This is a genomic window from Spirillospora sp. NPDC049652 (genome assembly GCF_040675125.1).
Lineage (GTDB): Bacteria > Actinomycetota > Actinomycetes > Streptosporangiales > Streptosporangiaceae > Spirillospora.
The window spans coordinates 1-5,612 of sequence record NZ_JBFAOF010000449.1 but is presented as its reverse complement, the minus strand read 5'-3'; the positions used below and the strand labels follow the sequence as shown (position 1 = coordinate 5,612).

Sequence of the window (5,612 nt, the reverse complement as noted above, 5' to 3'; positions counted from 1 at the left end):
GCAGTTCGCAGCGCAGCGTCGCGGGACCGGACGGCACCCGGCCGGACGCCGCGTCCGGGAACGCCCACACCGGGAACGGGCCGGGGACGGGGCGCTCGGCGAGTCTCAGGGCCTCGGTCACTTGGACGCACCTCCGTAGGTGAGCGCGGTGCGGGCGCCCGGCGCCAGCCAGCGGCCCGCCATCTGCTTGATCTGGTCGCCGGTGACGGCGGCGGCGCGCGCCGGGGCGGTGAACACGCGGGACGCGTCGCCGAACTGGAGGGCGTTCTGCGACAGCGCGTTGGCGAGCCCGGTGACGGTCTCGGTGCGCTCCAGGAAGCCGCGCTCGGCCTGCGCGGCGGCGCGCGCGGCCTCCTCGTCGGTGGGGCCCTCGGCGGCGAACCGGGCGAGCTCCTCGTCCAGCACCGCGGAGATCTTCTCGGGGTCCGGGCCGACCGCCTCGACCAGGGCGAGGGACGGGCCGTCCGCGAGCCGGGTGACGCCGGCCCACACCTCGGTGGCGATCTGGTCGCGGCGGACCATCCGGTCGTACAGCCGCGAGCCGGACCCGCCGCCGAGCACCTCGGCGGCCATCTCGGCGGCCTCGATGTCGTCGCCGCCGTCGGTCGGCAGCGAGAACATCGCGAAGTAGGCGGGGGAGGGCACGTCCTCGTCCACGAACTCGTTCGTGACGCCGCTGAGCGGCCCGAGAGCGCCCGGACGCGCCTCGGGGGTGGCCGGACCCGCCGGGATGCCGCCGAAGTACTTCTCGACGGCCCTCAGCGTCTCCTCGGGGTCGACGTCGCCGACGATGGACAGCACCGCGTTGTGCGGCGCGTACCAGGTGCCGAAGAAGGACGTGCAGTCCTCCAGCGTGGTGGCGTCCAGGTCCTCCATGGAGCCGATCGGCGTGTGCGCGTAGGGGTGGCCGGAGGGGAACGTCAGGCGGCACAGGCGCTCGAAGGCCGTCCCGTAGGGCTGGTTGTCGTAGCGCTGGCGGCGTTCGTTCTTCACCACGTCCCGCTGGTTGTCCAGGTTGGCCTGGGTCAGCGCGGCCGGGAGCGTCCCCATGCGGTCGGCCTCCAGCCACAGGGCGAGCTCCAGGTGGCTGACCGGGACGGTCTCGTAGTAGTTGGTGCGCTCGAAGGACGTGCTGGCGTTGAAGGACGCGCCGGCGGCCTCCAGCAGCGCGGCGTGCTCGCCCTCGGCGACGTTGCCCGAGCCCTGGAACATCAGGTGCTCGAAGAGGTGGGCGAGGCCCGTGCGGCCGGCGTGCTCGTGCCGCGAGCCCACGCCGTACCAGATGTTGACGGCGGCCAGCGGTACGACATGGTCCTCGCAGACCACCACCCGCAGGCCATTGCCGAGCGTGTGCTCATGCAGCGGCTGTTCGGCCACGAAGCGTGCTCCCGTCCGGTCGGTGGATCGGTATCCGGGGAGACCCCGCCGCCCGCCGGGGGGCGGGCTTGATCCCCGGATTCACCGTACCGGCTGGGACTTCCCCTCATGCGCGCGGACAGTGACGCCGTCGGCGGCGACCTGGGAGGGGCGGCGCGCGGACGGCCGGGAGCGGGGTCCGCTCAGGACTGGGACGGGGTCTCGCGGGAGGAGAGGGCGGCCTGGTGGGCGGCCAGCGCCTCCTCCAGGCTGTCGTGGAGGACGAAGATCTTGGTGAGCTGGGTGACGTGGAAGACCCGCCGGACCCGCTCGTTGACCCCGGTGAACGACATCGAGCCGTCCCGCGCGCGCAGGCGGTGGTAGATGCCGACGAGCACGCCGAGGCCGGTGGAGTCCAGGAAGGTCACCTCCCCGAGGTCGACCACCAGGTACAGGCCCCCGTTGTCGATGATCTCCAGCAGGTTCTCGCGGAGCCGCGGACTGGTGAACACATCGATCTCACCGTTGATCTTCACCACGGTGACGTCCTGGACGACCTCATGTTCGACCGCGAATTCCACGACCACTCCCTGTCAGCGCTTCGATGGGTGAATGGCTATACCCGGGGAACCGGCGGTTATCCCGCTGTTTCCCCGGGTGCGCTGGGGACCGTGCCGCGGCAACGTCGCAGGTGGGACGCCCGGCGAGCCGCGCAACGCACGTGGCGGCCTGCCCGCGCGGACGTCTCCGCGCCTCCGGACGGGACGTCCGGCACGGCGATGTCCGGGTGCCCGGAGCGATGGTGTCCGGGTGTCCGGCACGGGGGGTGTCAGGCCGTCTGGAACATCGCCCAGACGACCTTGCCGAAGGGCAGGGACGACCAGCCCCAGCGCGAGCTGAACGACTCCACGAGGTGGAGGCCGCGTCCGGTTTCGGCGATGTAGTCGGGCTCCTTGCGGCGCGGGCCGTCGGAACTGGCGTCGAAGATGCCGCACAGTAGCCACGGCGCGCGGTGCAGGAGCCGGAGTCGGATGGCGGTGGGGGCGGAGCACAGCGGGTCCGAGGCGTCCCCGAACTCGTGGACGTCGCCGCGGTGCCCGTCCGGGCTCGTCCACCAGGAGCTGGTGCCGCCGCTGTGCCGCAGCGCGTTGGTGACGAGTTCCGAGACCACCAGGCCCACGTCGTCGCCGAGCGGCGCGAGGCCCCACTCGGACAGCCGGGTGAGGGTGAAGTGGCGCGCCGCGGTGACCGACTCGGGGTCGGGCAGCACCGTGAACGTGACCGCCGCGCCGCGCGGCATGACCAGGTCATGCAGGGCGTGGTCCAGGTGCGGTGGGAGGTCTGCGGCCTCCGGCACGCTCGTCGCGGCCGCACCGGGTGGTGCGGCGGGCGGCATGGCGGAGGGGGCAGAGGACGCTGCGTGCGCGGCGGACTCGACCCTCCAGCGCGTGTCGTCGTGCGCGTGGCGTGACGTCATTCCCGGGACCCCGCAGAGTGATCTCGTTGTGCAGCCATGGCTCGGAAGTCTCGTGCGTTATCCTGCGCATCGTAGCGTGCGAATGCAAGAGCCAAATGCATCGCCAGATGCACGTGCATCTGGCGTCTGCACGCTCCAGACGGCCACAGACCAGGTCAGAACAGGAGGTTTTCGAAGGACGGATTCCAAGGTCAAGAGTCGAAAGGGGACCGCCGTCCCCACGCCCCCCGGCGGAGACCGCCGGGCGATGGCACACTAGGTTCGCTGTCCGCCAGAACGGCCGGGAGGTTGGGCGTGGCTCCAGAGACGCCGGGTACCGGATCGACGGTCCGCCGCATCCTGCTCGGTTCACAGCTCCGTCGCCTGCGTGAGGCGAAGGCCGTGAGCCGCCAGGACGCCGGTTATGTCATCCGCGCGTCCGAGTCCAAGATCAGCCGACTGGAGCTGGGGCGGGTCAGCTTCAAGGAACGCGACGTCGAAGACCTGCTCACCCTGTACGGCGTCAACGACCCGCGCGAACGGCAGTCGCTGCTGCAGCTCGCCCGGGACGCGAACACGCCCGGCTGGTGGCACCGCTACACCGACGTCCTGCCGAACTGGTTCCAGACCTACGTCGGTCTGGAGGAGTCGGCGGCGCTCATCCGCACCTACGAGCTGCAGTTCGTCCCGGGGCTGCTGCAGTCGGAGGGCTACGCGCGGGCCATCATCCAGCAGGGCAACGCGGGCGCACCCGAAAGCGAGATCGAACAACGCGTGAGCCTGCGCCTGCAGCGCCAGGAACGGCTCACCGCTCCGGACGCGCCCCGGCTGTGGGCCGTCCTGGACGAGAGCGCGCTGAAGCGTCCGATCGGCGGGCCCGAGGTGATGCGCGGCCAGCTCGAGCACCTCATCGAGGTGTCCAAGCTGCCGAACGTCACCATCCAGGTCATGCCGTTCAAGTTCGGCGCGCACGCCGCCGAGGGCGGCGCGTTCACCATCCTCCGGTTCCCCGAGCAGGACCTTCCGGACGTGGTGTACGTGGAGAGCCTCACCGGCGCGATGTACCTCGACAAGCGCGACGACGTCGACACGTACCTCCAGGCCATGGAGCGCCTGTCCGTCGACAGTGCGACCCCGGAGCACACCGTCGAGCTTCTCGGTGATTTCCTCAGAGAGACATGATGCTCCCGACCGACGAGCCCAAGCTCCCGACCGGCGACGGTCGGCCACACGCCGTTCCCTATCCCTACAACGGGATGCCGGCGACCAGCCTGCGCGGTGCGCGCTGGCTGAAGTCGCGCCGCAGCAACTCCCAAGGAAACTGCGTCGAGATCGCCGAACTCCCCGGCGACCGCGTCGCCATGCGGAACTCGCGCCATCCGGAGGGCCCCGCCCTCATCTACACCCGTCCCGAGATCGAGGCGCTGATCCTCGGCGCGAAGGACGGCGATTTCGACCACCTCATCGCACCGTCCGACAACTGAGACCGCGCCCGGCGGCCCGCTGGGGGACCGCGGAAGGGCAGGAGACTGCGGCGTCGCCGTGCGACACAGCGCCGCCGCAGTAACCGTCAGAGCCCTCCTGTGGGTGTGGCCGCACCGTGCTCGCCGCGGGGTGTCGGTTGAGCCGGGGCCGGCTCAACCGCAGTCGGCTCAGCCGCAGTTGCCCCAGGGGGCGGACGCCCCGTTCCCACCGAACCGGACGCACTTCTTGGGCGCCTTCACATAGACCGGGCCCGCGTACCACTGGAACGCGCCGGAGTCGGAGACCTGCCCGCCTCCGGTCGCCTGGATCCACACGGAGACCGCCGTCTTGCTGCCGACGCCGGTCGTCTTCATGGTGACGGCGCAGTTGTAGCCGGACGCGTTGTAGAGCATGTAGGCCGTGCCGCCCGAGGCGGCCACCGACCGCTGCACGTAGAACCCGCCGCCGTGCCCGCCGGAGTTGCAGACCTGCTGCGGGGTGTACTGGTTCGCGGGCTCCTTCGAGGGGGAGTTGCCGGGCTTCTTGCCGTCGCCGGGCTTCGGCGAGGCGCTCTTGGTGGGGGAGGCGGAGGACGACGGCTTGGTGCTGGGCTTCTTGCTCGGCGACTTGCTCTTCCCGCCGACCTTGCCGGCGGCCTCGCCCGAAGGCTGCGCGCCGGTCGCGCCGTCGCCCTGGGCGACGGTCTTGTCCTTCTTCCCGCCGTCTTCCGAGCCCGTGAGCGCCCACGCCGACACGCCTCCGACCACGGCGAGCACGGCCGCGGCGGCGACCAGCGGCACCAGCAGCTTCCGCTTCCCGCCGTTGGACGGCGCGGGACCGCCGCCGTTCCAGGCGACTCCGGGCGGAGGTCCCGGGTTCGTCTGCCCGTCCGAGCCGCCCGGCATCCCGGGGCCCGCCGCGTTCGGCCAGGGGCCCCCGGGGTGGGTGCCCGATCCGCCGGTGTTGGACGGCATGCCGGGCCCGCCGTGGTGAGCCGGCATGCCCGGTCCTTGCGGGTTGCCGGGGTTCGAGGCGTCCGCCCAGGTGGCCTGAGCCCCCGGGTTGGACGCCTCGGCCCACCCGCCGCCGCCCGGGTTCGGGGAACCGCCGGTGTTGCCCCAGGCGTTCGGCCCCGACGTGCCCTGGGCGAACGGAGAACCCGGGTTGGACGCGTTCGCGGGGTCGGCTCCGGGCATTCCGGGCGCGGCCGGGAAGGCCGCCGGGACGTTCGCGGCTCCCTGCGCGGGCGAGAGCCCGTTTCCGCCGCTGTTGTCCACAGGCTGTCCGCCGAACGCGCCGGCCTGGGTGACCGCGGCGGACTGGTCGCCGGGGACGG

Annotated in this window: 5 protein-coding genes and 1 pseudogene; 2 read left to right on the top strand and 4 right to left on the bottom strand. The window is 71.9% G+C overall.

Going from position 1 to position 5,612, the window contains the following annotated elements; genetic code table 11:
- Positions 1 to 117: 117 nt before the first annotated feature.
- The 3 genes from AB0J52_RS24860 to AB0J52_RS24850 form a co-directional block, all read right to left on the bottom strand.
- Complete coding sequence (locus AB0J52_RS24860) at positions 118 to 1,377, bottom strand: M16 family metallopeptidase (RefSeq protein WP_500184570.1); 1,260 nt, start codon at positions 1,375 to 1,377, stop codon at positions 118 to 120.
- A gap of 182 nt (positions 1,378 to 1,559) precedes the next feature.
- Positions 1,560 to 1,937: an STAS domain-containing protein gene (locus AB0J52_RS24855; protein WP_500184569.1), complete on the bottom strand. Its 378-nt coding sequence runs from the start codon at positions 1,935 to 1,937 to the stop codon at positions 1,560 to 1,562.
- A gap of 248 nt (positions 1,938 to 2,185) precedes the next feature.
- The gene (locus AB0J52_RS24850) at positions 2,186 to 2,833 is read right to left on the bottom strand and encodes an ATP-binding protein (RefSeq protein WP_500184568.1); all 648 of its coding nucleotides are present in this window, start codon (positions 2,831 to 2,833) and stop codon (positions 2,186 to 2,188) included.
- Between the two features lie 294 nt (positions 2,834 to 3,127).
- Between AB0J52_RS24850 and AB0J52_RS24845 the strand changes: the two genes are divergently transcribed.
- On the top strand, positions 3,128 to 3,994 hold the full coding sequence (locus tag AB0J52_RS24845; protein WP_500184567.1) for a Sco1979 family transcriptional regulator: 867 nt from the start codon (positions 3,128 to 3,130) through the stop codon (positions 3,992 to 3,994).
- Positions 3,995 to 4,068: 74 nt separating this feature from the next.
- Entirely contained in the window at positions 4,069 to 4,296 is a 228-nt protein-coding gene (locus AB0J52_RS24840; RefSeq protein WP_122198920.1) for a DUF397 domain-containing protein, read from the top strand.
- Positions 4,297 to 4,464: 168 nt separating this feature from the next.
- Here the strand turns inward: AB0J52_RS24840 and AB0J52_RS24835 are convergent.
- A pseudogene (locus tag AB0J52_RS24835) lies at positions 4,465 to 5,612 on the bottom strand (hypothetical protein); the annotation flags it as partial.

Coding starts and splice junctions, on each gene's coding strand:
- AB0J52_RS24850 (WP_500184568.1), bottom strand. CDS start 2,833: ATGACGTCACGCCACGCGCACGACGACACGCGCTGGAGGGTCGAGTCC.
- AB0J52_RS24840 (WP_122198920.1), top strand. CDS start 4,069: ATGCCGGCGACCAGCCTGCGCGGTGCGCGCTGGCTGAAGTCGCGCCGC.